The sequence below is a fragment of the Enterobacter cloacae complex sp. IR5450 genome (genome assembly GCF_049238665.1).
Classification (GTDB): Bacteria; Pseudomonadota; Gammaproteobacteria; order Enterobacterales; family Enterobacteriaceae; genus Enterobacter; species Enterobacter hormaechei_C.
Map to the genome: position 1 here is coordinate 31,016 of NZ_JBMKIC010000004.1, position 26,636 is coordinate 57,651.

Annotated in this window: 21 protein-coding genes and 1 pseudogene; 14 read left to right on the forward strand and 8 right to left on the reverse strand. The window is 59.1% G+C overall.

The window, feature by feature from the left end; genetic code table 11:
* The first annotated feature begins 28 nt into the window (after nucleotides 1–28).
* The 5 genes from pheP (at nucleotide 29) to ACOTYB_RS05265 (ending at nucleotide 6,128) form a co-directional block, all read left to right on the forward strand.
* Complete coding sequence (gene pheP / locus ACOTYB_RS05245; RefSeq protein WP_045343167.1) at nucleotides 29–1,417, forward strand: phenylalanine transporter; 1,389 nt, start codon at nucleotides 29–31, stop codon at nucleotides 1,415–1,417.
* Nucleotides 1,418–1,669: 252 nt separating this feature from the next.
* Nucleotides 1,670–2,905, forward strand: a complete 1,236-nt coding sequence (locus ACOTYB_RS05250; protein WP_045343166.1) for an MFS transporter — start codon at nucleotides 1,670–1,672, stop codon at nucleotides 2,903–2,905.
* Between the two features lie 15 nt (nucleotides 2,906–2,920).
* Nucleotides 2,921–3,946: a sugar phosphate isomerase/epimerase family protein gene (locus ACOTYB_RS05255; protein ID WP_032657444.1), complete on the forward strand. Its 1,026-nt coding sequence runs from the start codon at nucleotides 2,921–2,923 to the stop codon at nucleotides 3,944–3,946.
* Nucleotides 3,939–5,081, forward strand: coding sequence for a Gfo/Idh/MocA family protein (locus ACOTYB_RS05260; protein WP_045343165.1), 1,143 nt, complete (start codon nucleotides 3,939–3,941; stop codon nucleotides 5,079–5,081). Before ACOTYB_RS05255 ends, ACOTYB_RS05260 begins: the two co-directional genes overlap by 8 nt.
* A 75-nt stretch (nucleotides 5,082–5,156) precedes the next feature.
* On the forward strand, nucleotides 5,157–6,128 hold the full coding sequence (locus tag ACOTYB_RS05265) for a LacI family DNA-binding transcriptional regulator (protein WP_220153631.1): 972 nt from the start codon (nucleotides 5,157–5,159) through the stop codon (nucleotides 6,126–6,128).
* Here ACOTYB_RS05265 and ACOTYB_RS05270 read toward each other — a convergent pair whose 3' ends face one another.
* Together ACOTYB_RS05270 and ACOTYB_RS05275 are read right to left on the reverse strand one after the other, a co-directional pair.
* Nucleotides 6,129–7,373 carry a mechanosensitive ion channel family protein gene (locus ACOTYB_RS05270; protein WP_023315564.1) on the reverse strand — a complete coding sequence of 415 codons (1,245 nt, stop codon included), beginning with the start codon at nucleotides 7,371–7,373 and terminating at the stop codon, nucleotides 6,129–6,131.
* Between the two features lie 67 nt (nucleotides 7,374–7,440).
* Entirely contained in the window at nucleotides 7,441–8,877 is a 1,437-nt protein-coding gene (locus ACOTYB_RS05275) for an MFS transporter (protein WP_022650532.1), read from the reverse strand.
* Nucleotides 8,878–8,984: 107 nt separating this feature from the next.
* Here ACOTYB_RS05275 and ACOTYB_RS05280 point away from each other — a divergent pair, with 107 nt between their 5' ends.
* The 3 genes and pseudogenes from ACOTYB_RS05280 (at nucleotide 8,985) to ACOTYB_RS05290 (ending at nucleotide 10,416) form a co-directional block, all read left to right on the forward strand.
* On the forward strand, nucleotides 8,985–9,854 hold the full coding sequence (locus ACOTYB_RS05280; protein ID WP_003858886.1) for a helix-turn-helix transcriptional regulator: 870 nt from the start codon (nucleotides 8,985–8,987) through the stop codon (nucleotides 9,852–9,854).
* A 192-nt stretch (nucleotides 9,855–10,046) separates the two neighbouring features.
* Nucleotides 10,047–10,148, forward strand: a pseudogene (locus tag ACOTYB_RS05285) (type II toxin-antitoxin system RelE/ParE family toxin); the annotation flags it as partial.
* Nucleotides 10,129–10,416 carry a helix-turn-helix domain-containing protein gene (locus tag ACOTYB_RS05290; protein WP_015571209.1) on the forward strand — a complete coding sequence of 96 codons (288 nt, stop codon included), beginning with the start codon at nucleotides 10,129–10,131 and terminating at the stop codon, nucleotides 10,414–10,416. The pseudogene ACOTYB_RS05285 and the gene ACOTYB_RS05290, both read left to right, overlap by 20 nt.
* A gap of 36 nt (nucleotides 10,417–10,452) precedes the next feature.
* Here the strand turns inward: ACOTYB_RS05290 and nfsB are convergent, their stop codons facing one another.
* From nfsB to ACOTYB_RS05305, 3 genes are all read right to left on the reverse strand, one after another.
* The gene (gene nfsB / locus ACOTYB_RS05295; RefSeq protein ID WP_023324270.1) at nucleotides 10,453–11,106 is read right to left on the reverse strand and encodes an oxygen-insensitive NAD(P)H nitroreductase; all 654 of its coding nucleotides are present in this window, start codon (nucleotides 11,104–11,106) and stop codon (nucleotides 10,453–10,455) included.
* 120 nt (nucleotides 11,107–11,226) lie between these two features.
* On the reverse strand, nucleotides 11,227–11,595 hold the full coding sequence (locus tag ACOTYB_RS05300; RefSeq protein ID WP_003858883.1) for an MmcQ/YjbR family DNA-binding protein: 369 nt from the start codon (nucleotides 11,593–11,595) through the stop codon (nucleotides 11,227–11,229).
* The gene (locus tag ACOTYB_RS05305) at nucleotides 11,585–12,175 is read right to left on the reverse strand and encodes a TetR/AcrR family transcriptional regulator (RefSeq protein WP_003858882.1); all 591 of its coding nucleotides are present in this window, start codon (nucleotides 12,173–12,175) and stop codon (nucleotides 11,585–11,587) included. The genes ACOTYB_RS05300 and ACOTYB_RS05305 overlap by 11 nt, the downstream gene beginning before the upstream one ends.
* Before the next feature lie 191 nt (nucleotides 12,176–12,366).
* Here ACOTYB_RS05305 and ACOTYB_RS05310 point away from each other — a divergent pair, with 191 nt between their 5' ends.
* Together ACOTYB_RS05310 and ACOTYB_RS05315 are read left to right on the forward strand one after the other, a co-directional pair.
* Entirely contained in the window at nucleotides 12,367–13,470 is a 1,104-nt protein-coding gene (locus tag ACOTYB_RS05310; RefSeq protein ID WP_126525245.1) for a RomA family MBL fold metallo-hydrolase, read from the forward strand.
* 32 nt (nucleotides 13,471–13,502) lie between these two features.
* Complete coding sequence (locus tag ACOTYB_RS05315) at nucleotides 13,503–13,844, forward strand: RamA family antibiotic efflux transcriptional regulator (protein ID WP_003858880.1); 342 nt, start codon at nucleotides 13,503–13,505, stop codon at nucleotides 13,842–13,844.
* 106 nt (nucleotides 13,845–13,950) lie between these two features.
* Here ACOTYB_RS05315 and ACOTYB_RS05320 read toward each other — a convergent pair whose 3' ends face one another.
* Entirely contained in the window at nucleotides 13,951–16,095 is a 2,145-nt protein-coding gene (locus ACOTYB_RS05320) for a TonB-dependent siderophore receptor (RefSeq protein ID WP_220153632.1), read from the reverse strand.
* A 123-nt stretch (nucleotides 16,096–16,218) separates the two neighbouring features.
* On the opposite strand from ACOTYB_RS05320, the gene ACOTYB_RS05325 reads away from it, so the two are divergent.
* A complete protein-coding gene (locus ACOTYB_RS05325) occupies nucleotides 16,219–17,787 on the forward strand; it encodes an alpha/beta hydrolase-fold protein (RefSeq protein WP_126525247.1) in 1,569 nt (522 codons plus the stop codon).
* On the opposite strand, the gene ACOTYB_RS05330 is transcribed toward ACOTYB_RS05325, so the two are convergent.
* A complete protein-coding gene (locus ACOTYB_RS05330; RefSeq protein ID WP_003858875.1) occupies nucleotides 17,773–18,021 on the reverse strand; it encodes a DUF1158 domain-containing protein in 249 nt (82 codons plus the stop codon). The genes ACOTYB_RS05325 and ACOTYB_RS05330 overlap by 15 nt on opposite strands.
* A 488-nt stretch (nucleotides 18,022–18,509) precedes the next feature.
* Here ACOTYB_RS05330 and ACOTYB_RS05335 point away from each other — a divergent pair, with 488 nt between their 5' ends.
* The 3 genes from ACOTYB_RS05335 (at nucleotide 18,510) to ACOTYB_RS05345 (ending at nucleotide 25,556) form a co-directional block, all read left to right on the forward strand.
* Nucleotides 18,510–21,218, forward strand: a complete 2,709-nt coding sequence (locus ACOTYB_RS05335) for a cation-transporting P-type ATPase (protein WP_126525249.1) — start codon at nucleotides 18,510–18,512, stop codon at nucleotides 21,216–21,218.
* A gap of 108 nt (nucleotides 21,219–21,326) precedes the next feature.
* The gene (locus ACOTYB_RS05340; protein WP_220153634.1) at nucleotides 21,327–22,391 is read left to right on the forward strand and encodes an efflux RND transporter periplasmic adaptor subunit; all 1,065 of its coding nucleotides are present in this window, start codon (nucleotides 21,327–21,329) and stop codon (nucleotides 22,389–22,391) included.
* Between the two features lie 9 nt (nucleotides 22,392–22,400).
* Nucleotides 22,401–25,556: an efflux RND transporter permease subunit gene (locus ACOTYB_RS05345; RefSeq protein WP_409248768.1), complete on the forward strand. Its 3,156-nt coding sequence runs from the start codon at nucleotides 22,401–22,403 to the stop codon at nucleotides 25,554–25,556.
* Here ACOTYB_RS05345 and ACOTYB_RS05350 read toward each other — a convergent pair.
* The gene (locus ACOTYB_RS05350; RefSeq protein ID WP_023324277.1) at nucleotides 25,486–26,607 is read right to left on the reverse strand and encodes a YbdK family carboxylate-amine ligase; all 1,122 of its coding nucleotides are present in this window, start codon (nucleotides 26,605–26,607) and stop codon (nucleotides 25,486–25,488) included. The two genes, ACOTYB_RS05345 and ACOTYB_RS05350, sit on opposite strands and share 71 nt — an antisense overlap.
* Nucleotides 26,608–26,636 lie beyond the last annotated feature (29 nt).

Here is a 26,636-nt window from a genome sequence, read left to right on the forward strand (position 1 = left end):
CCTTCTAAAAAAGAGACAGGGGTAGGGCGTGAAAGACGCGTCATCCGCTTCAGGCCATGGTAGCGCTGAAGCCTCGTCGGATCAGAATCCGACGCTGCAACGTGGTTTGCAAAATCGACATATTCAGTTAATTGCCCTTGGCGGCGCAATCGGTACCGGGCTCTTTCTCGGCATCGGCCCCGCTATTCAGATGGCCGGTCCGGCGGTGCTGCTGGGTTACGGTATCGCCGGGATTATCGCCTTCCTGATCATGCGCCAGCTCGGCGAGATGGTCGTTGAAGAGCCGGTGTCCGGCTCATTCGCGCATTTTGCCTATAAATACTGGGGCCCGTTCGCAGGCTTCCTCTCCGGCTGGAACTACTGGGTGATGTTCGTGCTGGTGGGGATGGCGGAGCTGACCGCCGCCGGCATCTACATGCAGTACTGGCTGCCGGACGTGCCCACGTGGATCTGGGCGGCGGCCTTCTTCATCATCATTAACGCCGTTAACCTCGTCAACGTGCGCCTGTATGGTGAAACCGAGTTCTGGTTTGCGCTGATCAAGGTACTGGCAATTATCGGCATGATCGGCTTTGGCCTGTGGCTGCTGTTCTCCGGCCACGGCGGCGAGCGCGCGAGCATCGACAACCTGTGGCAGCACGGCGGTTTCCTGGCGACCGGCTGGAAAGGGCTGATCCTCTCGCTGGCGGTCATTATGTTCTCCTTCGGCGGGCTGGAGCTGATTGGCATCACCGCGGCTGAAGCGCGCGATCCGCACAAAAGCATCCCGAAAGCGGTCAACCAGGTGGTGTACCGTATCCTGCTGTTCTATATCGGCTCGCTGGTGGTGTTGCTGGCGCTCTACCCGTGGGTGGAAGTGAAATCTGACAGTAGCCCGTTCGTGATGATCTTCCACAATTTGAACAGCAACGTGGTCGCTTCGGCGCTGAACTTCGTCATTCTTGTGGCGTCGCTGTCGGTCTACAACAGCGGGGTTTACTCCAACAGCCGCATGCTGTTTGGCCTCTCCGTGCAGGGTAACGCGCCGAAGTTCCTTACCCGCGTCAGCCGTCGCGGCGTGCCGGTCAACTCGCTGTTCCTTTCTGGCGCTATCACCTCGCTGGTGGTGCTGATTAACTATCTGCTGCCGAAAGAGGCGTTTGGCCTGCTGATGGCGCTGGTTGTCGCCACGCTGCTGCTTAACTGGATCATGATCTGCCTGGCGCACCTGCGCTTCCGCGCGGCGATGCGCCGCAAGGGGCGCGAGACGCAGTTTAAAGCGCTGCTCTATCCGGCGGGGAACTACCTCTGTATCGCCTTCCTCGGCCTGATTCTGGTGCTGATGTGCACCATGGATGAGATGCGCCTGTCAGCGATGCTGCTGCCGGTGTGGGTGGTGTTCCTGTTTATTGCATTTAAGCTCTCGCGCAAAAAGTAGCGCGGTTTTCTCCCTCGCCCTGTGGGAGAGGGACGGGGTGAGGGCACCAGACCGCACCAAACCAGACCGCACCACACTGCCTGCCTTCACGCCCGGTGGCGCTGCGCTTACCGGGCCTACAAAGTATCACTCCACCTTTATCGTGACCCCCCTCCCAATTCCGTTTCGATCCACAGGATCTTTATTTTGTAATCGATTACTTTTTATCTGAACTGTTTTGTAATCGATTACTTTTTCCGGGTGAGGCTTATCATGGTGTCAACTGAAAGTAGTGAAAAGGCGATAACGCAACACCGGCTGCTGGTGCCGCGTCTGTCGCTGATGATGTTTCTGCAATTTTTTATCTGGGGTAGCTGGTCGGTCACGCTTGGCCTGGTGATGACCCGGCACAACATGTCTTTGCTGATTGGCGACGCGTTCTCTGCCGGGCCCATCGCTTCCATTCTTTCGCCGTTCGTGCTCGGGATGCTGGTGGACCGCTTCTTCGCCTCGCAGAAGGTGATGGCGGTGATGCACCTCGCGGGCGCGGTGATCCTCTGGTTCGTGCCGGGGGCGCTGATTGCTGAGAATGGCGCGCTGCTGATTGGCCTGCTGTTTGGCTACACGCTCTGCTATATGCCGACACTGGCGCTGACCAACAACATTGCGTTTCACAGCCTGGCGAACGTGGATAAAACCTTCCCGGTAGTGCGCGTGTTCGGCACCATCGGCTGGATCGCGGCGGGCATTTTCATCGGCGTCACCGGCGTGGCGTCCAGCGTCACCATCTTCCAGGTGGCGGCGGTCAGCTCCGTGCTGCTGGCGCTTTACAGCCTGACGCTGCCGCACACGCCAGCGCCGGCAAAAGGCCTGCCGGTTAAGGTGCGGGATCTCTTCTGCGCGGACGCCTTCGCGCTGCTTAAAACCCGCCACTTCTTCGTCTTCTCCGTCTGCGCGATGCTGATCTCTGTCCCGCTCGGCACCTATTACGCCTACACCGCCTCGTATCTGGCGGATGCCGGCATTGCCGACGTCAGCACCGCCATGTCCTTCGGGCAGATGTCTGAGATCGTCTTCATGTTGGTCATTCCTCTGCTGTTCCGCCGCCTGGGCGTGAAAGTCATGCTGCTGATCGGCATGCTGGCGTGGTTCGTGCGTTATGCCATGTTCGCGTTGGGCGTCAGCGAAGAGGGGCGCATTCTGCTGTACCTCGGCATTCTGCTGCACGGCGTCTGCTACGATTTCTTCTTTGTCGTCGGCTTTATCTATACCGACCGCGTGGCGGGCGAAAAGGTCAAAGGCCAGGCGCAGAGCATGATCGTGATGTTCACCTACGGCATCGGCATGCTGCTCGGCTCTCAGATTTCCGGCGCGCTCTACAACCGCCTGGTGGCAGGACAGACCGTGCCGCAGGCGTGGGTCACATTCTGGTGGATCCCGGCGGTGGCTGCCGCGGCGATCGCGCTGATTTTCCTTCTCACGTTTAAGTATGACGATGACAAGGCGTAACGTTCAGGAGGTGGTATGAGGACAATGAAAGGACCCGGCATTTTTCTGTCGCAGTTTATTGGCGCAGAAGCGCCGTTTAATTCGCTCGACGGGCTTGCTGAATGGGCGGCAGGTAAAGGTTATAAGGCGGTGCAGATCCCCTGCAACCATCCGCACATCTTTGACGTCGAGAAAGCCGCAGAGAGCCAGGCCTACTGCGACGACATCACCGCCAGGCTGGCCGCACACGGGCTGGTTATCAGCGAGCTGTCGACCCATCTGGAAGGGCAGCTCGTGGCGGTGAATCCGGTTTACAGCGAGGCGTTTGACCACTTCGCACCCGCCGCCGTGCGCGGTAACGAGGCGGCGCGCCGGGCGTGGGCGACGGAAAAGCTGAAGCAGGCGGCGGTCGCCTCGGCCCGATTAGGGCTGAAGGCGCACGCGACCTTCTCCGGCTCGCTGGCGTGGCCGTTTTTCTATCCGTGGCCGCCGCATAACGAGCAGCGTTTTCAGGAAGCGTTCGAGGAGCTGGCAACCCGCTGGCGGCCAATACTGGATACCTTTGGCGAGCAGGGGGTGGACGTCTGCTTTGAGCTGCATCCCGGGGAAGATCTGCACGACGGCGTGACCTTCGAGCGTTTTCTGGCGCTGGTGGATAACCATCCGCGCTGCAACATTCTCTACGACCCGAGCCACATGCTGCTTCAGCAGATGGACTATCTGGCCTTTATCGATATCTTCCATGCGCGCATTAAAGCGTTCCACGTCAAGGACGCGGAGTTCCGCCCCAGCGGGCGCAGCGGCGTCTACGGCGGCTACCAGCCGTGGATCAACCGCGCCGGACGCTTTCGCTCGCCCGGCGACGGGCAAATCGACTTTAAGGGCATCTTCAGCAAGCTGACCCAGTACGACTACGACGGCTGGGCGGTGCTGGAGTGGGAGTGCTGCCTGAAGGATGGCGATACCGGCGCGAGTGAGGGCAGCGAATTTATCTGCCGCCACATTATTCCCGTTTCCGGACGGGCGTTTGATGATTTCGCCGCAGGGGGCAGCCATGATTAACGTCGGGATTATCGGCAGCGGGTTTATTGGCCCGGCACACATCGAGGCGCTCAGGCGTCTCGGGTTTGTGCAGGTGGTCGCGCTCTGCGACGGTTCGCTCGTTAAGGCGCAGGAAAAGGCGCGCCAGCTAAATGTCCCGCATGCTTACGCCAGCGTGGAAGAACTGCTCGCGCACCCCAATCTGCATGCGGTGCACAACTGCACGCCGAACCACCTGCACGCGGAGATTAACCGCCAGATCCTGCGCGCGGGCAAGCACGTGTTTTCCGAAAAGCCGCTGTGCATGACGCCGGACGAGGCGCGCGAGCTGGTGGCGCTGGCAGAGCAGGCGGGCGTGGTGCATGGCGTGAGCTTTGTCTATCGTCAGTTTGCGATGGTGCGACAGGCGGCGAGCATGATGCGCGCGGGCACCCTCGGGCGGCTGTTCGCCTCGCACGGCAGCTATTTGCAGGACTGGATGCTGCTGGAAACCGACTACAACTGGCGGGTGGATGCCGCGCTCGGCGGCGCGTCGCGGGCGGTGGCGGATATCGGTTCCCACTGGTGCGATACGGTACAGTATGTGACAGGCAGGCGCATTACCGAGGTGATGGCTGATTTATCCATCGTCTGGCCGAGGCGCAAGGCCAGCGCGGGTGGTCATCAGACCTTCTCCCATGACGAGCAGGCGGAGTATGAAGTCAAACCGGTCACCACCGAAGATTTTGGCTCGGTGCTGTTCCGCTTTGACGACGGCAGCAAGGGCAGCTTTAGCGTCTCGCAGGTGAGCGCGGGGCGAAAAAACCGCCTGACCTTTGAAATTAACGGCAGCGAGCAGTCGGTGGCGTGGGATCAGGAAATCCCGCAGCAGCTGTGGATCGGCCATCGCGCCCGGGCAAACCAGACGCTCACCGACGATCCAGGCCTGATGAACCCTGACGTGGCCGACAGCGCCCACTTCCCCGGCGGGCACATTGAAGGCTGGCCGGATGCCTTTAAAAATATGATAGCGCAGTTTTACCGTGCCGTGCAGGCGGGCGCGATGCCGGATAATCCGCAGTTTGCCACCTTTTACGATGGATCCAGTGTGATGTATATCATTGATGCAATTGTGAAAAGTCATCAGCAGCAGCGCTGGGTGCGCGTGGAATACTGACGTATTGCCCGGTTCGCCGGGCAATCAATTTATGATAGCCTGCACAAAACGCTAACCGCAGGATGTATCGTCGCTATGTCAATTCAGAAAATCGCTCAACTGGCCGGGGTATCCGTGGCAACGGTCTCCCGCGTGCTGAATAACAGCGACACCGTGAAGGCGAAAAACCGCGAGCGCGTTTTGCGGGCGATTCAGGAGAGTAACTACCAGCCCAATCTGCTGGCGCGTCAGCTGCGCACCGCCCGCAGCTATATGATCCTGGTGATGGTCTCGAACATCGCCAACCCGTTCTGCGCCGAAGTGGTGAAGGGCATCGAAGCCGAGGCGGAAAAGAACGGCTATCGCATTCTGCTGTGCAACTCCGGCTCGGATATTGAGCGCTCCCGCTCGGGCTTAAGCCTGCTCTCCGGCAAAATCGTCGACGGCATTATCACCATGGACGCCTTCTCGAAGCTGCCGGAACTGGCCGCGCTGATTGGTTCTGCACCGTGGGTGCAGTGCGCCGAATATGCCGATACGGGCGCGGTCTCCTGCGTCGGCATCAATGATGTGGACGCTTCACAGCATGCCGTCAGCCAGCTGGCCGACGGCGGCCGCAAGCGTATCGCGATGATCAACCACGATCTCAGCTACAAATATGCCCGCCTGCGCGAACGCGGCTACAAGAGCGTGATCCACCTGCGGGATCTGGACTATCAGGCGGTGGAGTACGCCAGTGAGCTCAGCTCTGGTGCGGGCATGGCGGCGATGCAAAACCTGTTAAAAGATAATCCGCCGGATGCGGTGTTTGCCGTTTCCGATACGCTGGCGGCGGGGGCGCTGCGCGCCATTCAGCAGGCAGGGCTGCGGGTGCCAGAAGATATCGCGGTGGTCGGCTTTGACGGCACCGAGCTGGCGGAGATGGTTTCTCTCACCACCATTGAACAACCGTCGCGGGATATCGGGCGCAAGGCGGTCGATCTGCTCTTAAATAAGATCGACAACCCGGACGCGCCCACGGAAAGGGTGATGATGGACTGGCGCTTTATTTCCCGCGCCAGCACCTGATTATTGCGCGATGACGCCAGCCAGGGAGCGAATATCGTTTCCGGTTGGCGACTGGTGAATACGCAGGCCAAATTCATCCACCACCGCGAAAATATGATCGAAGATGTCGGCCTGAATATCTTCGTATTCCGCCCAGATCACCGTGTTGGTAAAGGCATATATTTCAATCGGCAGCCCGTTGGCATCCGGCGCGAGCTGGCGCACCATCAGCGTCATATCTTTACGAATACGCGGGTGGTTACGCAGATATTCATTCAGGTAGGCACGGAAGGTGCCGATATTGGTCATCTTGCGCAGGTTTAATACCGATTCCCCTTCGCCGTTCTGCTGATTCCACAGGTTAATTTCCTCATGACGCGCCGCCAGATACGGCTTCAGCAGTTTCGCCTGAATCAGTTTTTGCTGCTCCTGCTCGTCGAGGAAGTGAATGCTGGTGGTATCGATATTCAGGCTGCGCTTGATGCGGCGACCACCGGAGGCGGACATGCCGCTCCAGTTGATGAACGCATCGGACACCAGCGCCCAGGTCGGGATGGTGGTGATGGTGTTATCGAAGTTGCGCACTTTAACGGTGGTCAGGCCGATGTCGGTCACCGTGCCGTTGGCGCCGTATTTCGGCATCTCCAGCCAGTCGCCGAGCTTGAGCATGTCGTTGGCTGAGAGCTGAATACCGGCCACCAGGCCGAGTATCGGGTCTTTAAAGACCAGCATCAAAACGGCAGCCATCGCACCCAGGCCGCTTATCAGAATGGCGGGTGACTGACCGATCAGCAGGGAGATAATTAGTATCCCCACCAGAATGGCGCTCACCAGCTTGATGCCCTGGAATATCCCCTTCAGCGGCAGCTGTGAAGCGGTGGCCATTTTCTGCGACAGATTGAAAATCACGTCCAGCAACGAGAAGAAGGAGAGCAGGGCATAAACCATCACCCACAATTTCGCGCAGGTGGTAAGTAATTCCGCCGCTTCGCTGCCTTTTTGCAGCCACAGAACCGCCTGAACGTTGACGATTATCCCCTGGAGGGTAAACGCCAGACGGTGAAATAACTTGTTCTGCGTAATGATCTGCAACCATAAATGGCTGCTGGCCTGGGCGCGTTTCTCGAATGCGCGCAGCACCACTTTGTGCAGAATAAAATGAACGATAATGGCCGTAAGAAAAATAATACCAAAGATAATCACTAAAGAGGTGGTGTGATTAATTTCAATCCCTAACTCTTCAACCTGAGCAATTAATTCCTGCATAACGTCTCCTGTATTGATGCAGCCCCATAATGGCGGCTGCGGATCTATTATGCAAATTCAGGCAGTTTTATTTTGTCGCCGGACAGGCCTTGACGACCGGTAAACACAGACGATGGCGCATACGCAGCGTGGCCAGCGCCAGCACCACCATCATGGCCGTTTCCACCATCAGGAAGACATTGACCGCCTGGGTGTAATCTCCGTGATGATTTTGCAGCCCGTGCAGCAAAATCGCGCCGAAAATGGCCGGGCCAAGCCCCAGCGCAGCCTGTTGCAGCGTGCTTAAAATCGCGCTCGCGGCCCCCGCGTCGTCAGGCTGAATATCACGCATCCCGATACGGTAGAAGCTGTTTACAATCAGCGCCTGCCCGTAACCCACCAGCCCGGTGGCCGGGGCCAGCGTCAGCGCGGTATTCTGCATTCCCCAGTGACGGAACGTGGCGATCAACGCCACCAGACCGACAAGCTGAATCGCAAGTCCGGTCAGCAGGATGGCGCTGGTGCTGTAGCGGGCAATCAGGCGTGGGGCGAACCAGGCAGAAATAAAATAGGTGACGCCAAGCGCGATAAAGCTGTTCCCGGACTGCCACGGCGCCATCCCCAGACCGCTTTGCATGGTCAGCGCCATACAGAACATGAACCCGGACCAGACGCTGAAAAAGAGTATCCCGATTAGCACGCCAAAGCGGATGCTGCGCAGCTGCAACAGGCGCGGCGCGATGAGCGGGTGGGCATTCTCACGCTCTTTTTTGCGCGCGTTCAGCACCATTACACAGACCAGCGGCACAATCGCCAGCAGTGCGGCCTTCAGCGGCCACGACCAGTGCCACTGCGGGCCGAGCGCCATCGGGAACAGCAGACAGCACAGTATTGCCGTCAGCAGGACAGTCCCGGTCCAGTCAATGCGCGACGGCGTGTCGCGGCGGGTTTCCGGTACGTAGCGACGGCTCAACGCCAGCACCACCAGACAAATCGGCACGTTGATAAAGAAGGCGTTACGCCAGCCAAGCCCGGCGATGTCCGCCGACACCAGCCAGCCGCCACCCATCTGGCCGACGATAAACGCAATTCCGCCGATACCGCCGAACAGACTGATCGCTCTGGCGTGTGCCGTTCCTTTTAACGTCACATGCAACGTCGCGAGAATTTGCGGCATGATCAGCGCGGCGCCCGCACCCTGAATAATGCGCGCGCCAAGCAACTGTTCGATATTGCCCGCCATGCCGCACAGCAGTGAGGCCAGGCCAAAACACGCCACGCCCCACATAAACAGGCGACGGCGGCCAAGGTTATCGCCCAGCTTGCTGCCGGGTGCCAGGCAGACGGCAAAGGCCACGCCGTAGAGGGCGACGATCAGCTCCAGTTCAGTGGCGGTGGCGTGTAACGAATGGGTGATGGAATCCAGCGCCACGTTGGTGATTGAGGTATCAATCAACGGCAGCATCTGGCCGGTTAACAGCAATATCAGGCCCGCACGACCCGGTGAAACAACTGACGTATTCATGGTGACTCCATTGCGTCAAACAGCGTAGAGTCGTAGCATCAACCATCTGATAAACGGGTACCAGTTCTTGCTTATACTGGTACTGGCACTACCATGCAGGAGATGTTATGGCGCTGATGTCTGAACCTGTCACCTCTCTCCAGGATGACACCCGCAAGCAGCTGGGCGCGTTTTTGCGTGCCCGGCGCGAAAGCCTCGATCCGCAGCGCCTCGGCTTACCGCGCAGCGGTCGCCGCCGCACGCCGGGCCTGCGCCGGGAAGAGGTGGCGATGCTCGCGGATGTCGGCGTGACCTGGTACACCTGGCTGGAACAGGGCCGGGACGTCAATCCGTCCAGCGCGGTGATGGCCGCCATCGCAAAAGCGCTGCAATGCACCCCGACCGAAGCCCGGCATCTTTTTGTGCTCGCCGGTTTGCCGCCGGGCGAAGCCCCGCAGGCGGTGTGCTGTGAGGGGATCAGCGAAGGCACGCGTCGCCTGCTGGATACCCTGATGCCGAAACCCGCCAGCATTCAGAAACCGAACTTTGATATCGTGGCGTGGAACGACAGCTTCGGACACCTGATGGGTGTCGATTTCAACGCTATCCCGCCGGAAGATCGCAACTGTATTTACCTGTTCCTCACCCATCCGGCGTGGCGCGCGCGGCTCGGCAAACGTGACGACGTGCTGCCGATTTTCGTCTCCTACTTCCGCGCGGCAATGGCTGAGCACCGTGGCGACCCGCTCTGGGAAGCGAAGCTGGCGCGTTTTTTTGCGGTGTCCGAAGAGTTCAAAACCCTGTGGCACCAGCGTAACGACGTGCGCGGCGTGGAGAACCAGCTCAAGCTGTTCACCCATCCCGAGCTGGGGGATTTTCATCTCCAGCAGATGTACTGGTACTCCGCCCCGCGAAACGGATCGCGGCTGCTGGTCTATTTACCCGTGGATGAGGCAGGGGAGAGGGCGATGGCGTGGCTGGCGGAGCAGGGGATATAAATTTTTTTGCGAGGGGCTTTCAGGGAATCAACGCTGATCCGGTCCTGCCTGGAATAAGCTGGTAAGGTGAATCACGAAAGGCAAAATTAGCCTTTAATGCAAATTGCCTTACATGCTAATATTATCAGGGATGACATACAGTGTTCAGACTTATCGTTCATGCGGCAGTCAGGGAGGAGATCCTCTCATTGCCTGCGGATGTTTATCAAGAAGACGCAAAAAACGCCCTCTGCTGAACTCCGTCTGGCACTGAAACGACAACAGGAGATGTTGGATGAGCAAGAAGATTATTGACTGGGATGAACTCAGAGCTGAACTGTTAAGCGATTCAGAAGTTCAGGCTTCCTTTGATGCAGAAGAGCGCAAGGAACGCCTGCGGGAGATGCTGGCGCAATGGCGCAATCATGCTGGTCTGACGCGCGCCCAGGTGGCGGAGCGGATGGGCGTCAGCGCACCGACGGTATCACGAATGGAAGCAAATATTACCCGGGCGAGTCTCGATACATTAACGCGTTATGCGCTGGTGTGCGGGGTAAAGCATCCGCAGATAACGCTTTACTGAAAACGGGCACGCCGATAGCCGGCGTGCCAGAAGCGCTTAGCACTCAGTTACAATCGTGCTCAGCGGCAGGCGAGATTTCGGCAGCGTGGCGTTGAAATCTTCCACGCTGTGATGCCCGACCGGGACCACCACCAGGCTGGTGAAGCCTTTCTCTTTCAGGCCAAACTCTTCGTCGAGGATCGCGGCGTCAAACCCTTCGATTGGTACCGCATCCAGGCCCATCGCGGCCACGCCCAGCAGGAAGTTGCCGACGTTCAGGTAAACCTGCTTCGCCATCCACTGGTCGTCATCTTTCAGATCCACGCGGTGCATGTCGGCAAAATAGCAGCGGCCTTTGTGGTTCGCGGCTTTTGCTTCTGGCGTGTTGAAACGGCCATCGGCTTCTTCCTGATCGACAACGCGCTCAAGCCAGGCATCGTCCATCGCGGTTTTCGCGCAGAACACTACTACGTGAGAGGCATCCAGCATTTTGCGTTCGTTAAACACATAGGTGCCCGCCGCGGATTTTGCCACGCGCGCTTTACCCTCTTCAGTGCTGGCAACAATAAAGTGCCACGGCTGGGAGTTGGTGCTGGACGGGCTGTATTGCAGCAGCGTTTTGATTTTTTCCGCTTCTTCTGCGGTCAGTTTTTTGGCTGGGTCGAACGCCTTGGTAGAGTGGCGTTTCAGGGCGACAGAAATAATATCCATAACAACTCCTGGTGATGAAATTCGCCCGCGGGCGGGCGTGAAAGGAAAGCAGATTACCGCGCGAAGCGGGAAAAGATAAGTGCGATTCGAGCGCTTATTCTGTTCGTCTGAGACGAACAATCAGGCTGGGCGAATCCACTTCTGATCTTTTTTCGGCAGTTTATCAACGACCAGATTCCACGAATCCGTAATCAGGTCGGTGACCAGTTCAGGCGTGATGTCGTCCGTGCCATAAAGGGAGATCCAGTGTTTTTTATTCAGATGGTAACCGGGCTCCACGCCACGGTAGATCTGCTGATTGAGCAGCGATTTTTCCGGATCGGATTTCAGGCTGACGTGGGCCCGACCGTGTGCGGTCGCCATCAGCATAAAAATTTTCCCGCCCACCTTAAACACGTCATACTCCGGGCCAAACGGCCAGCAATGTTCGGTAAAAGGCATCTCCAGCGCGACGCGTCTGGCATGTTCCTGCAAGGATTTACTGTCCATGGTTATCTTCCTCAGCAAGCCCGCGCCACATGGCTTCAAAGCCCAGCGCTTTAAAATCGACGGCACGGGACGGATCGCGGGCGGCAAACTCCATGGTGGTTTCAGCCAGCGATAAGAACATTGCATCACCGAAGGTCTTAAACTCGTCAGACATAAACACCGGGCGGATCGAACGACGACACAGTTCATGCAGTTCCGGGAACATGTCTTTCACCGCCTGCTCGGTTTCGGCGTTCAGCTTTTCACTGACGCCAATCTGACGGATAGCCGCATGCGCCAGGGGGTTACGAATGCCCCAGTCCACATAGCTGTTCCAGATATTGCGGGTATGCTCTTTTGGCTCGGTGATGGTGCGATCGAGATTCGCCAGCATGGTCTGGCAGAGATCCTGCTTCAGATGCAGGTAGAGGGCATTCAGCAGATCGTCTTTAGTAGCAAAGTAGCGAAACAGTGTCCCTTCAGCGACGCCCGCATTACGGGCAATTAACGCCGTTGAGGCGGCAATACCTGACTGCGCAAACGCAGCCGTTGCTGCTTCCAGTAAGGCCTGTTTTTTATCTTCACTCTTCGGACGTGCCACTAAATTTTTCCTCCCGTCAATTGTAAAAGCCCTGATTGAAACACGAGCCTTGATACGCTGCAACGCGGAATGTCAAAGATCGAAAACCTTCTTGACGGCGTAATCATCCTATCTATAATGAGTGCTTACTCACTCATAATCAAGTATCACCCGCGCAAACCATCGGATGGGGCGCGCAGGCGGGTCAGGAAATGAAAAAGCCTCTATTCATCTGCGTGGTGTTAGTCATGATTATTGCTTCAGCTGCCAGTTTACCGTTTGTACTGAATGCCGGATTTGGCCAGCCACCGCAGGGTGCGCAGCTCTCTGAAGTGGAAGCCTCTCCGCACTATCGCGACGGGCAATTCCATAACACGCTCCCTACGCCGGGCTTTACCGGGCAACAAAATATGCTGGTGGCGTGGTGGCAGTTCCTTACCCGTAAAACCGAAAACGCCCGTCCTGCGCAGCCGCTGCCGCTGGTGAAAACCGATCTGGCGAGCCTGTCGCCTGAACAGGACACGCTGGTGTGGCTAGGCCACTCCTCATGGTATATGCAGCTTGCAGGGAAACGCATCCTGATCGATCCGGTTCTGAGTAGCTACGCCGCACCGTTCTCGTTTCTCAATAAAGCGTTTGCGGGGGAGTACCCGTGGCGTGCGGAGAGCATGCCGGAGATCGACCTGCTGATTATCTCCCACGATCACTATGACCATCTGGATTACGCCACCATCAAGGCGCTGCTGCCGAAGGTTAAGCGCGTGGTCACGCCGCTGGGCGTGGGTTCGCATCTGCGCTACTGGGGGATGACCCCGGAGATAATCGACGAGCGGGACTGGAACCAGTCGGTGCATATCAGCGATGCGCTGACGGTACATGTTCTGCCCGCGCGCCATTTTTCCGGGCGCGGCATTAAGCGTAACCAGACCCTGTGGGGGAGCTTTATGTTTGTCACCCCAAAGCGAAAGGTTTACTACAGCGGAGACTCCGGTTACGGCCCGCACTTCAAGGCTATTGGCGAGCAGTTTGGCGGAGTGGACTTAGCCATTATGGAAAACGGGCAGTACGACCAGGACTGGAAGTACATCCATATGCATCCGGCGGAAACGGCGCAGGCCTCGGCAGATCTCAATGCCAGGGCGGTCGTACCGGGACATAACGGGCGTTTTGTGCTGGCGAAACATACCTGGAACGATCCACTGATCCAGCTGGCGAAAGCCAGCAAGGATAAAAACTACCGGCTGCTGACGCCGGAGCTGGGCGAGCCCGTGCGGGTGAGTGATACCACGCAACAATTTCGCGAGTGGTGGGAATAATGTTTAAGCGAGAAACAGAGGGGGAGAGCAGTATGACGATTTCCGCTCAGGTCATTGATACGATTGTCGAATGGATTGATGACAATCTACACCAGCCGTTACGCATCGAAGAGATTGCCCGCCATGCGGGTTACTCAAAATGGCATTTACAGCGGCTGTTTATGCAGTACAAAGGCGAAAGTCTGGGGCGCTACATCCGCGAACGCAAGCTGCTGATGGCGGCGCGCGATCTGCGTGAGTCAGACGAGCGCGTGTACGATATCTGCCTGCGCTACGGGTTTGACTCGCAGCAGACGTTTACCCGCATCTTTACCCGCACCTTCAACCAGCCGCCCGGTGCGTACCGCAAAGAAAACCACGGTCGGGCGCACTGAAAAACATCCCCTCACCCCGGCCCTCTCCCCAAAGGGGCGAGGGCGTAATCGTCCCCTCTCCCCTTTGGGGAGAGGGTTAGGGTGAGGGGATCAGACAGCACCATGCTTACCAGCTGTAATTCACCGTCGCCGTCACCGTCCGGCCAATCCCGTAGAAGCACGCCGTATCGCTTGCGCACGACGCCACATACTTTGTGTCTGCCACGTTATTGACGTTGAACTGCACGCTTGCCCCTTTCAGGCTGCGGTTCATCTCGCCCAGGTCGTAGCGCAGCATCGCGTCATACAGATCCACCGATGGCACCTTGAAGGTATTCTTCGCATCGCCGTAGCTGGTGCCGATGTAGCGCATCCCCACGCCAGCGGTCAGGCTCTTCAGCGCGCCGCCCGGAACGGTATAGCTGGCGAACGCCGATGCCATATGTGCCGGAATGCGCGCAGGCGTTTTGCCTTCAGTTCCCGCCACCGTGGTGCTTTCGGTTTTTGCATCGGTGTAAGTGTAGGAGCCAATCAGGTTGATGTTATCCATCAGCGTGGCGTGGATTTCCGCTTCAGCGCCTTTCGAACGCACCTTGCCCGCATTTTCGAACCAGCCTTCAGCGCTGTTATAGGTCGCGACGTTGTTCTGAGTTAAATCGTACAGCGCCAGGGTCATCAGCGTGGTGTCGACCGGCTGATATTTCACGCCAATCTCGGTCTGCTCCCCGGTAGTAGGCCTGAAGGGCGCAACGCCCGGCGCACGGTTGGTTTGCAGGTTCGGTTCAAACGAGGTGCTGTAGCTGATGTACGGCGACAGGCCAGAATCAAACGCGTACAGCAGGCCAGTGCGCCAGGTAAATTTGCTGTCGTTCTGCTGCGTAACGCTGTTATCGGTGAAGTCGCTGGTACGCACTTCGCTCCAGTCGTAGCGCCCGGAAACCAGCCACTCCCAGTTATTCCAGCTCATCTGCTCCTGAAGATACAGGCCCATCTGGTCGAGATTTTGCTGCTCGTCGGACGCCGTTTTGAAGGTACTTTCATCCACGTTCACGCCGTAAACCGGGTTTGTCCAGTCAAGGTCATACTGTGAGCCGCTCCCGCGCGCCAGCAGCTGTTTATCCTTGCAGGTCTTGTAATCAAACCCGCCGAGCAGGGTGTGGCTGACGCTTCCGGTCTCCAGCTGATATTCCAGCTGGTTATCAAGGCCAAATTCGTTGGTCGTGCGCGCTTCACGCTGGGCGCGACGGGTCAACACCGTGCTGTTGGCCGCGCTGTTGGCGTAAACCAGATAACGATATTTCTGCTTGATGGTGGCGTAACGGGCGTTCTGGCGGAAGGTGAGGTTGTCGGCGAACTGGTGTTCCAGCTCGTAGCCAATCATCGTCTGCTCGCGCCAGGATTGATTGTAATTCGGATCGCTGACGTTAAAATCGCGCGGGATGTACTTCCCGTCGGCACTTTTCACCGTGCCATACGCGGGCAGGAAGTTGCGGTATCCGGCATCCGGATCTTTCTGGTAGCTGGTCAGCAGCGTAAAGCGGGTCTGATCGTTAGGGTACCAGGTGATTGCCGGGGCGATCGCCATCCGCGTCTCTTTATAATCGTCCACCTGATTATGCTGCGTACGGGCGATACCGTTCACGCGATACAGCACGCGGCCGTCGTCGCTCAGCCTGCCGCCGAAATCAAACGCACCTTCGGCGAGATCGTTATTGCCGGTGCGGAACTGCACGTTTTGAATGGCCTCCGCCGTCGGGCGCTTGCTGGTCATGCTGATTAACCCGCCAGGATTCACCTGTCCAAACAGGACCGAGGCCGGGCCGCGCACCAGCTCCACGCGCTCCAGCAGCCACGGGTCAACTGTGCCCGTCTGTGATGAGGCCGTTGCGCCAAAGCTTAAGCCGTCGAGGAATTTCGGCACGTAGCTAAAGCCGCGCACAAACACCTCGTCGTTACGGTTAGACGAGCCCCGGTACTCGGTAAACACGCCCGCCGAGTAGCGCAGCGCCTGCGAAACGGAGGTGACGTCCTGCATGTTCATCTGATCGCGGGTGATCACCGATACCGACTGCGGCGTCTTCACGATCTCCGCGCTGGTCTTGGTGGCCGAGAGCGTTTTCGTCGCCACAATGCCTTTTACGGGCGCAGTGGGCTCTTCACTCACGCCCTGCGTCACCGTAATCGTTTCTTCTTTCGTTTCTGCCTGAGCCGCGACGCTGGTCGTCGCCAGACTCAGTAGCCAGAGCCGCATTATCTTATTATTTTTAAACATTTTTATTGAACGTCCTTGGTTGCTATCGCCATAAAATCACCGGTAAATCGCCGTTGATGATATTGCAAATTATTACCATTTGCATTAGCGTTGTTAACAAATTTCGTTGGGGAACAAGCGGTAATGAAGAGGGTATGGAGTGGGTTGCTGTTGGGGATCGGCGCGCTGCCCGCCGTGGCGGCAACGTGCGAGCAGACGTCCCGGCAGGGCGATATTCAGGGAAAGTTTGATGCCAGCGGCGAAGTCTGCTTCTCCCTGCCTGAACTGGGTGAAAACTATGTTTCCGCCACGCTGAATGGCGTGACGGATGCGCGCCTGCTTGATGGGCAAAACCGCCGCATCCGCACGCTGATCGAAAATGGTCCTGCGGACGGGGAACACACGCTGCTGTTTGCCCTGCCGGTGAAACAGAACACCTCGCTGGTGCTACACGGAGAAGCCGGTAAGCCGTGGCGTTTTCAGTGGCGGATGAAAGAGACCTCTCCGTTACCACGCGTGCAGATGCTGGCGCCTGAAAGCCCGACGCTGAAGGCGCTGGCAAGCGTCATTTCTGCCGGTGGAACTACCGAGGCGTTCTGGCAGGCGCAGCGTCGACAGGGAACGCCGATGGTGGAGCCGGTAGATGCGAGCCATAAGCGCGTGACCTTTCTGTGGCGCGGCGCGCGGGATAACGTCTTCATTCTCGGCTCTCCGGCGGGGGATCACGATCCGCTGTTCCGCCTGGGCAACAGCGACGTCTGGTTCCGCAGCTATGTAGTCCCCGCTGATACGGTAATGCAGTACAAGCTCGCGCCCGATGTGCCGATCGTCGAGGGTTCCACACGCGATCAACGCCGCGCCATCCTGGTAAGCGCGCAGGCCGATCCGCTTAACCCGAATACCTTCGGGGAGCAGAAGACCGATCGCTGGAATCGCTATTCGCTGCTCGATCTCAGCCCGGCGCGCTACTGCTCCGTTCGGGCTACGGCAAAGCCGCTGGTGCACGGGACGTTGAGCCGTCAGAGTTTTTCCAGCCACATCCTTGGCAACGCCCGCGACGTGATGATCTACAAACCGCGCGGCGCACAGCCTGCACGCTGGACGCTCATCCTTTTCGACGGACAGGTTTATCAGGACGAATACCATTTTGCCAACGTGCTGGACGGTCTGATTGCCCGGCATCACCTGCCACCGATTAACGTGGTGTTTATCGACAGCCTCGATCACGCCCGTCGCGGCAACGAGCTGCCGCCGAACCCGGATTTTGCTGACTTTATGGCGCACGAGCTGCTGCCGTGGCTGCGGGGGAAGGGCATCGGCATGCAGCGGCAGAAAACCGTACTGGCAGGATCCAGCTACGGGGGAATTGCCTCTTCATGGGTGGCGCTGCGCTATCCGCGCCTGTTTGGCAACGTGCTGAGCCTTTCCGGTTCATACTGGTGGGCGCCGGAAGGTGACACTCCCGGCTGGCTGACGCGTCAGTACCAACAGTCTCCACCGTATCCGGTGCGCTTCTGGTTACAGGCCGGGAAGTTTGAAACCGCGGGGCCGGGCGGCGGCATCTATCGCACCACGCAGGATTTTGAACAGGTGCTGAGGAAAAAAGGCTACCGCGTCAGCTTCCACCCCTCATCCAGCGGCCACGACTACGCGGCCTGGTGTGAAGCGCTGATCCACGGGATGCGCGATCTCACTGGCTTACGACGCCAGTGAAAACCAGCGGCGCCAGATGAAACGCAGGATAAAGAATTCGATGGCACCGAGCACCAAAAACCACAGACAGAACAGAATGGTGTACAGCTGATTCAGATCGACCATATGAAAGGTCTGAACCAGCTTCTGCGCCAGCACCAGACCCAGCGACGGCGCAGGTAACAGCAGGCAGGAGAGCAGGGCCATCAGCAAAATGCCCCCTGCGGTGAGCAGCGATTCTAACGGGTGTTTCATCGTAATGTTAATCGTCAGTTAAAAATGTCATTGTCCGGCATCCTGAAACGTAAAGCAATATCATCCCTGCTGGCAAAATTGGGTGAAAGGCCACCGTTATTCTGCGAATTAATAACAGAAAACAGATAATATTTTCGGGGCGATTAAATTAATATCGCGTTATGTAAATAAACGTCTTTCTCACGAAAATAATTTTACAAAGCTATAGGTGCTATATCCAATTAACGTCGCAATAACAATGGCTGCGACAATGTATAACGCCAGACGCCGTCCGCGATAAATACCAAACATGCTTCCTCCTCGTTTAGTGTTGGTTTAGAAATATTTTGTAAAAATCAACGCGTCGAAATAATTTTAATCAGTTTTGAATAACCGGGTAGTCAATATATTGCGGTAGATCAATTTAACCCGCAAGACTTAAAAATGAATTATTTAAAGCCAGAAAGGAATTCCGGCTTCCGTCCACCGGATATTGAAGGAAAAATACCATGACCAAAAAAAATTTCTCGCAGAATATGCCACCCGCAGGCGGGCAGGCGTACCAGCAGACCGTAGAGCAGGTGCTTGCTCAGGCGCAGAGCCAGGCTAATGGCCTGGACCGCGCCGAGGTGCAGGCGCGTTTACAGAAGCATGGCCCGAACGCGCTGCCGGAGAAAAAAGGCAAGCCGGGCTGGCTGCGTTTTCTCGCGCATTTTAACGATGTCCTGATTTACGTCCTGCTGGCAGCCGCCGTATTAACGGCAGTAATGGGACACTGGGTTGATACGCTGGTTATTCTGGGCGTGGCGGTAATCAATGCCTTAATTGGCCACATTCAGGAAAGTAACGCGGAAAAATCCCTGAAGAGTATTCGCAATATGCTCTCCAGCGAGGCGCGCGTTATTCGTAACGGCAACCATGAAACTATCCCGACGACGGAAATCGTCCCGGGCGATATTATTGTGTTGCGCGCAGGAGATCGTATTCCGGCGGATATGCGCTTAATCGAAGCGCATAATTTACGCGTGGAAGAGGCTATTCTGACCGGTGAATCCACCGTGGTGGATAAACACACGAACCCGCTGAGCGGCGAATTACCGCTGGGCGACCGCACGAACCTGGTCTTTTCCGGTACGACGGTCAGCGCGGGCGGCGGCGTGGGCGTGGTCATTGCCACGGGCCAGGAGACCGAACTCGGCCACATCAACCAGATGATGGCGGGCATTGAAAAACACCGCACCCCGCTGCTGGTGCAGATGGACAAGCTGGGCAAAGCGATCTTCGCCATCATTCTGGCGATGATGGCCGCGCTGTTTGTCTTCAGCCTGGTGTTCCGCGAGATCCCGATGGGCGAGCTGCTGCTCTCCCTGATTAGCCTGGCGGTCGCCTCCGTACCGGAAGGTCTGCCGGCAATTATCTCCATCATCCTCTCTCTGGGCGTACAGGCGATGGCGCGCAAGCGGGCGATTATCCGCAAGCTGCCGACGGTTGAAACCCTGGGCGCGATGACCGTGGTCTGCTCGGATAAAACCGGCACCCTGACCATGAACGAGATGACGGTGAAAGCCATCATCACCGCCGACACCTGCTACCGCGTGGACGGCAACAGCTACGAGCCGGTGGGCAACATCTATCTCGAAGGCAGCGATGAGCCGGTGCAGATCCAGCCGGGCACCGTACTGGAGCAGTACCTGCGCACCATCGACCTGTGTAACGACAGCCAGCTGATTCAGGACGAGCGCGGCCTGTGGGGCATTACCGGCGGCCCGACCGAGGGCGCGCTGAAGGTGCTGGCGGCCAAAGCCCACCTCGAGCCGGTCGTGACCACGCTGGTTAACAAGATCCCGTTCGACTCTCAGTACAAGTACATGAGCACCCACTACCAGATTGGCGGTGAGGAGCAGATTTTGATCACCGGCGCGCCGGACGTGATTTTCGCCCTGTGTGAGCAGCAGCAGACCCGCAACGGTGCGCAAGCCTTTGACCGCGCGTACTGGGAAACGGAGATGGAGCGCTATGCGCGTCAGGGGCTGCGCATGGTCGCCGCGGCGTTCAAGCCAGCGAACGGCGAGCAGGCATTGACTCACGACGATCTGAGCCACGGCCTGATCTTCCTCGGCATCGCCGGGATGATGGATCCGCCGCGTCCGGAAGCGATTGACGCGATTAACGCCTGCCAGCAGGCGGGGATCCGCGTGAAGATGATCACCGGCGATCACCCGCAGACGGCGATGAGCATCGGCCAGATGCTGGGGATCACCAACAGCGAGCAGGCGGTTACCGGCTATCAGCTGGAGAAAATGGACGACGCCGAGCTGGCGGAAGCGGCGGTGAAGTATGACATCTTCGCCCGTACCAGCCCGGAGCATAAGCTGCGCCTGGTGAAAGCGTTGCAGGATAAAGGCGAAATCGTCGGTATGACCGGTGACGGCGTGAACGACGCGCCGGCGCTGCGCCAGGCGGACGTGGGTATCGCGATGGGCATCAAAGGCACGGAAGTCACCAAAGAGGCGGCGGACATGGTCCTGACGGACGATAACTTCGCCACCATCGCCAGCGCGGTGAAAGAGGGGCGTCGCGTTTACGACAACCTGAAGAAGACCATTCTGTTCATCATGCCGACCAACCTGGCGCAGGGGCTTTTAATTGTGATTGCGCTGCTGGCGGGGAACATCATTCCGCTGACGCCGGTGCTGATTCTGTGGATGAACATGGCGACCTCCGCCACGCTCTCCTTCGGCCTGGCCTTTGAGGCCGCCGAGCGCAACATCATGCGCCGCCCGCCGCGCCAGACCGGGCAGCACGTAATGGACGCCTACGCCGTATGGCGCGTGGCTTTCGTCGGCACCATGATTGCCATCGCCGCCTTTGCGCTGGAAGCCTGGCTGGCCCCGCGCGGCCACAGCGCGGAGTTCATCCGCACCGTGCTGCTCCAGATGCTGGTCTGCGCCCAGTGGGTGTACATGATTAACTGCCGCAACACTGAAGGGTTCTCACTGAACCGCGGCCTGCTGGCGAACAAAGGGATCTGGCTGGTAACGGGCGTACTGTTCCTGCTCCAGGCGGCCATTATCTACCTGCCGTTTATGCAGATGCTGTTCGGCACCGAAGCGCTGCCGCTGCGCTACTGGTTCGTGACGCTGGCGGTGGCTGGGGTGATGTTCTTCGTCGTCGAAATCGAGAAGCGACTGACCCGCAGGTTCCGTAAGGCTGCATAACTTTTTGCCCTCACCCTAACCCTCTCCCACAGGGAGAGGGAACCCTGACTGCCCTCTCCCTGTGGGAGAGGGCCGGGGTGAGGGAAAACAACGCCGAGGTACTTCTTAATGATATTCCCACTCCTGTTCGCGCTCCTCGCCTGCACCCTGCAACCCTCGTTCGCCGCGGCCATTCCCGTGCGTGTTGCCACCGTGGAGCAAACCGCCCACGCCGCCGAGCGCCAAATTCCGGGCCGCATTGAAGCTATCCACACCGTTGAACTGCGTGCACGTACGGAAGGCGTCATCACCAGAATCCACTTCCGCGATGGCCAGTATGTGAAAAAAGGCGACGTGTTGTTCGAACTGGACGACGCCGAGCCGCGCGCCGCCCTGCGCCTGGCGCAGGCCGAAGTGAAAAGCGCCGAAGCCACGCTGCGTCAGGCACAGCAGCAGCTGTCCCGCTTCGAAAGCCTCGGCAGCAGTAACGCCATCAGCCGCCACGACGTGGACAACGCCCGCATGCAGCGCGACGTGGCGAGCGCCGCGCTGGAGCAGGCCAAGGCCCGGCTCGACACCCGCAGCGTCACCCTGAACTACACCCGCATCACCTCGCCGATTGACGGGCGCGTGGGGCACAGCAACTTTCACGTCGGCAGCCTGGTGAATCCTGCCAGCGGTGTGCTGGTGGAGGTGGTGCAGCTCGATCCGATCCGCATCGCCTTTGCGCTGGAAGAGGGCGCGTTTGCCACCAAAGCCGGACAGCATGCGGATATCAGCGCCATGAAGCAGGCCTGGCAGGCGCTGATTGACAGCAACGGCCAGCGCATCAGCGGGGAACTCACCTCCGTGGACAACCGCATCGACCCGCGTACCGCCAGCGTGATGCTGCGTGCCGAGTTCACCAACCCGCGCCATCAGCTGCTGCCCGGCGGCAATGTGAACGTTTACCTGCGTCCGGCAAGCGAGCTACCGGTGCTGACTCTGCCCGCCGCTGCCGTACAGCAGAATGGCGACGGGTTCTTCGCCTGGGTGATTAACGCCGAGGATAAAGCCGAAATGCGTCCGCTGAAGGTCGCCGGGCAGATCGGCCAGCAGTTCCAGATTGCCTCCGGCGTGAAGCCCGGTGAGCGAGCGATTACTGACGGTGCGCAGCGCGTGCAGCCAGGCGCAACCGTCCAGATATTGAATTAAGGAGCCATCATGCTGACGTTTTTCATCAAACGCCCGCGCTTTGCGATGGTGATTGCGCTGGTCATCACCCTGCTGGGGGGCATCGCGCTGAGGATTATTCCGGTGGAGCAGTACCCGCAGATCACCCCGCCGGTCGTGAATGTGTCAGCGTCATGGCCGGGCGCCAGCTCGGCTGACGTGGCGGAGGCCATCGCCACGCCGCTGGAGACGCAGCTGAACGGGGTGGATCATATGCTCTATATGGAGTCCACCAGTTCGGATGAGGGCTCTTACAGCCTGAACATCACCTTTGCGGCGGGCACCGATCCGGATCTTGCCGCCATCGACGTGCAGAACCGCGTGGCGCAGGCCGTGGCGCAGCTGCCCACCGAGGCGCAGCAAAACGGCGTGCAGGTGCGCAAGCGGGCCACCAACCTGATGATGGGGGTAAGCCTTTACTCACCGAACAACACCCACACGCCGCTGTTCGTCAGCAACTACGCCAGCACCCAGGTGCGCGAGGCGCTGTCGCGTCTGCCGGGCGTCGGGCAGGTACAGATGTTTGGCGCACGGGACTACAGCATGCGCATCTGGCTGAGGCCGGACCGCATGAACGCCCTGAACGTGACCAGCGATGACGTGGCGCAGGCGCTGCGCGAGCAGAACGTGCAGGGGGCGGCGGGCCAGGTCGGCACGCCGCCGGTGTTTAACGGCCAGCAGCAGACGCTGACCATTAACGGGCTGGGGCGCTTAAACCAGGCCGACGGCTTTGCCAATATCATTATCCGCGCCGGGGAGATGGGGCAGCTGGTGCGCCTGAAGGACGTCGCCACCATCGAGCTTGGCTCGCGCAGCTACAGCTCTGGCGCGCAGCTGAACGGGCACGACTCCGCCTACCTCGGCATCTACCCGACGCCGTCCGCCAACGCCCTGCGCGTGGCCGATGCGGTGCGCGCGGAGCTGGAACGGTTATCCACGCGCTTCCCGGACGATCTGGTCTATGAAGTCAAATTCGACACCACCTCGTTTGTGGCCGCCACCATCAAAGAGATTGGCGTCTCGCTGGCGCTGACGATGCTGGCGGTGGTGGTCGTGGTGTCCCTGTTCCTGCAAAGCTGGCGCGCGACGCTGATTGTCGCCCTTGCCATTCCGGTGTCGCTGGTGGGCACCTTCGCGGTGCTCTATACGCTCGGCTACTCCGCCAATACGCTGAGCCTGTTCGCCATCATTCTGGCGCTGACCATGGTGGTGGATGACGCCATCGTGGTGGTGGAGAGCGTCGAAACCCTGATGGCGGAAGGGCAGAGCCGCACGGCGGCGACCGCGCTGGCGCTGCGCCAGATTGCCGGGCCAGTGATTGCCACCACGCTGGTGCTGCTGGCGGTGTTTGTACCGGTGGCGCTCCTGCCAGGGATAGTGGGCGAGCTATACCGCCAGTTTGCGGTGACGCTCTCGACCGCCGTCACGCTCTCAAGCCTGGTGGCGCTGACCCTGACGCCCGCGCTCTGCGCGCTGCTGCTGCGCCCGCGTCCGGCACAGCCCGCCGCCGTTTTCCGTGGGTTCAACCGCGGGCTGGACGCCACGCGCACGCTTTACACCCGGATCGTGAGCGTGTTCAACCTCCGTCCGTGGCTGGCGCTGCTGGCCACCGCAGGCGCGGCGGCGGTGGTGGTATTCAGCTTTATGTCGATGCCAAAGGGCTTCCTGCCCCAGGAGGATCAGGGCTACTTCTTCGCCAGCGTCCAACTGCCGGAGGCAGCCTCGCTGGAGCGCACCGAAGCGGTGATGACCACCGCGCGCGAGCTGATCGCTAAAAACCCGGCGGTAGAAGACGTGATTCAGGTCTCCGGGTTTAACATCCTCAACGGCACCAGCGCATCGAACGGCGGGTTTATCTCCATCATGCTCAAAGACTGGAGCGAGCGTCCGCCGCTGGATGAGGTGATGGGCACCCTTCAGCGACAGCTGCTGGCCCTGCCGGAAGCCACCATCATGACCTTTGCGCCGCCGACGCTGCCGGGGCTGGGCAACGCCTCCGGCTTCGACCTGCGCATTCAGGCGCAGGCGGGGCAAAGCCCGGCGGAGCTGGAGCGCGTGACGCGTGAGGTGCTGGCGAAAGCCAACCAGCACCCGCAGCTGAGCCGCGTGTTCACCACCTGGAGCAGCAACGTGCCGCAGATGACGCTCACCGTTGACCGCGAGCGCGCGGCCCGCCTCGACGTGCCGGTGTCACGCATCTTCAGCAGCCTGCAAACCGCCTTTGGCGGCACGCGCGCCGGGGATTTCAGCGTCAACAACCGCGTCTACCACGTAGTGATGCAGAACGAAATGCAGTGGCGCGAGCGCGCGGAGCAAATCAGCGAGCTGTTCGTGCGCAGCAACAGCGGCGAGCGGGTGCGTCTGAGCAACCTCGTCACCATCACGCCGACCGTCGGCGCGCCATTTATTCAGCAGTACAACCAGTTCCCGTCGGTATCGGTGAGCGGCTCGGCAGCGGAAGGGGTGAGCAGCAGCACCGCAATGGCGGCGATGGGTGAGATTCTGGCGGAAAACCTGTCAGCCGGGTACGACTACGCCTGGAGCGGCATGTCGTATCAGGAGCAGCAGACCGGCAATCAGGCGATATGGATTGTGCTGGCGGCGGTGGTGATGGCGTGGCTGTTCCTCGTCGCCCAGTATGAGAGCTGGACGCTGCCGGCGAGCGTGATGCTCTCGGTGCTGTTCGCCATCGGCGGGGCGCTGGTCTGGCTGTGGCTGGCGGGCTACGCCAACGACGTGTATGTGCAGATTGGTCTGGTGCTACTGATAGCCCTCGCCGCCAAGAACGCAATTCTTATCGTGGAGTTTGCCCGCGCCCGGCGCATGGACGGAATGGCGATTGTCGATGCCGCACGGGAGGGGGCATCGCGCCGCTTCCGCGCGGTAATGATGACCGCCGTGTCGTTCATTATCGGCGTCCTGCCGATGATGCTGGCGACCGGGGCGGGCGCCCAGAGCCGCCGCATCATCGGCACTACGGTCTTCAGCGGCATGCTGGTGGCGACCGTAGTGGGGATAGTGTTCATCCCGGCGCTGTTCGTGCTGTTCCAGCGCCTGCGCGAGTGGGGCCACGGCCTTACGGACTCGTCGCCCACAGCTCACAGTGCTTCTGCACCAGAGAAATCAGCGAGCCGCCATCGGCGATAAAGTCCCGCATGCGCTGCGCCTCGCTCTTGCCCTGCTTTAACAGCAGGGCAATTTCCTTGATTGCGCTTGTCGCGCCGAGCTTCTCGGCGGACGGCGCAACCTGCTCCAGCAGCCAGGCGATATCTTCCGCCACGGTTTTGTGCTCGCCGGTATGCACGTCTGTCAGAATGCCTTCCAGCCCGTAGCGACAGGCCTGAAAACGGTTAAAGCGATACAGCAGAAAATCCCGTTCCTGATGCTTATACGGCCGCGTGGTCAGCAGCCAGTGCGACGTCGCCTGGATCAGCCCGGCGATGTTAATCGCGTGGCCGAGCGTCAGCGGCGTATCCATTACCCGCACCTCCACGGTGCCAAAATGCGGGCTGGGGCGGATGTCCCAGTGCAGATCCTTAATGCTGTCGATCATGCTGGTGGAGCTCAGGCGGCGAAACAGCCCCTCGAACTCCTGCCAGCTGTTGACCCACGGCATCTGTCCGTTATCCGGGAAGCCCGAGAAGATGTTAAGACGCGATGAGGCGAACTTCGTGTCCGTGCCCTGCATATACGGTGATGCGGCGGCCAGGGCGATAAAGTGCGGCACAAAGCGCGACAGGCCGTGTAGCAGATAAATTGCGTCGTCCCCGGTCCGACAGCCGACGTGTACGTGCTGGCCGAACACCGTTGCCTGCAAAATCAGATAGCCAAAGCGCTCCAGCGTGACGTTATAGCGCTCGTCGTCACACACCTCCTGACGCTGCCACTTCTGGAACGGGTGCGTTCCGCCGCCGCAGATCTGGATGTGATGCTCCGCCGCCGCGCGCAGGATGCTCTGCTGCATCACCGAGAACTGCGCTGCCGCCTGGTCGATGGTCTGACACACGCCAGTGGCGATTTCGAGCATGCTTTCGGTGATGTCGTGTTTGACTTCGCCCCCTTTGATGTCGTCTTTGACGGCGGCGATGAGGGCAGAGGAGTCCTGGCTCAGATCGTAACCCGGCGGGTTAACCACCTGAAGTTCGAGCTCAATGCCAAGGGTATAAGGTTCAGAGGATTTGAAGTCGGGTAAGGGCATGGCGCACTCCGTTGTCTGTTATGAGTTGA